The sequence below is a fragment of the Mesorhizobium sp. M7A.F.Ca.US.005.03.2.1 genome, from assembly GCF_003997795.1.
Lineage (GTDB): Bacteria > Pseudomonadota > Alphaproteobacteria > Rhizobiales > Rhizobiaceae > Mesorhizobium > Mesorhizobium ciceri.
Window position 1 is genome coordinate 1 of sequence record NZ_RZRP01001234.1, and the last position, 1,308, is coordinate 1,308.

At 61.5% G+C, this 1,308-nt stretch carries 2 protein-coding genes and 1 pseudogene; 1 reads left to right on the forward strand and 2 read right to left on the reverse strand.

Annotated elements, in window-relative coordinates; all coding sequences use genetic code 11:
• The first annotated feature begins 21 nt into the window (after window positions 1-21).
• A complete protein-coding gene (gene aat / locus EN991_RS36575; RefSeq protein WP_024503883.1) occupies window positions 22-639 on the forward strand; it encodes a leucyl/phenylalanyl-tRNA--protein transferase in 618 nt (205 codons plus the stop codon).
• A gap of 9 nt (window positions 640-648) precedes the next feature.
• Here aat and EN991_RS36580 read toward each other — a convergent pair whose 3' ends face one another.
• Window positions 649-1,035, reverse strand: coding sequence for a hypothetical protein (locus EN991_RS36580; protein ID WP_013531355.1), 387 nt, complete (start codon window positions 1,033-1,035; stop codon window positions 649-651).
• Between the two features lie 75 nt (window positions 1,036-1,110).
• A pseudogene (locus tag EN991_RS36585) lies at window positions 1,111-1,308 on the reverse strand (DUF2155 domain-containing protein); the annotation flags it as partial.

Sequence of the window (1,308 nt, forward strand, 5' to 3'; positions counted from 1 at the left end):
GAAGAGTAGCGCGGAGACGCGATGACCCGCCCCTACGCGCCCGGCTATCGCATCCCCACCGACCTGCTGCTCAAGGCCTACGCCTCGGGCGTCTTCCCAATGGCAGAAAGTGCCGGCGACCCGGAGGTGTTCTGGGTGCGGCCGGAGACACGTGGCATCATCCCGCTTGACGGCTTTCACACGCCGAAAAGTCTCTGGAAAACGATCAAGAAACATCCCTTCGACATCCGTTTCGATTTCGATTTCGAGGCGACCATCGACGGCTGCGCCGAAAAGCGCGCGGAGCGGCGCTCGACCTGGATCAATGCGCCGATCCGCGAAGCCTATATCGAGTTGCATCGGATAGGCCATTGTCATTCGGTCGAAGCGTGGCGTGAGGACCGGCTGGTCGGCGGCCTCTATGGCGTGTCGCTCGGCCGGGTGTTTTTTGGCGAGAGCATGTTCGCCAGAGAGACGGACGCTTCCAAGACCTGCCTCTTCTACCTCGTCGAGCGTTTGAAGGCGCGGGGCTTTGCTCTGCTTGATACGCAGTTCACCACCGAGCACCTCAAGCGGTTCGGCGCGGTCGACGTGCCGCGCGGCAAGTATGAGAAGATGCTCGCCGATGCGTTGAAGGGCGAGGCAATATTCTATCCCTGAGGATTGAGCCTACTTCCCGGTAGCGGCTTCCAATGGCGTTTGCGAATGGAACATCATCTTCCAGCCGTTGGCGCGATGGACGTAGCCGGTGCTGACCAGCGCGGCATAAGCCTCGCCATTTTCCCGTGTCGCACGCGCCTCGTAAGTCAGCATGATGATGTCGCTGCCCGGCTCGATAATGCCCTTGAGATCCATTCGCAGGTTGCGCCAGCGGTTGGGCTTGGCCGCGGTCTTGGCCAGATCCGCATTGTCCATCGCCTGTGCCATCTGCGGAAATGCCACCAGGCATTCGGTGTCGGCGTTGGCCGCGTAGTAGGCGGAGTCGCCCGTCCAGAATCCCTTTTCGAGTTCCAGCAATTCGGCCTTGCTAGCCGTGATCCGTTTGCTGTCTGACATCGGAAGATCCTCCTTACGCATGAATGTGCGCTCGTCCGTGGCCCAACGCATTGTGGCCAGGACGGTTCCGGGGGATCAGTTGGTGTCGGTAGTATCGGGTTCCGAAGCGTCCGGCTCCGTCACATCAGGCGTTGTGACGTCCGGAGTGGTCGCGGCTTCCGGTTTGGCTGCGGCGGGCTTGGGAGCCTCCGCTTTGGTTGCGTCAGCCTTGGCTCCGTCGGGCGCCGGCACATCCGACTTCTGCTTGCAGGCCTTCAGCCAGACGTCGTAGAC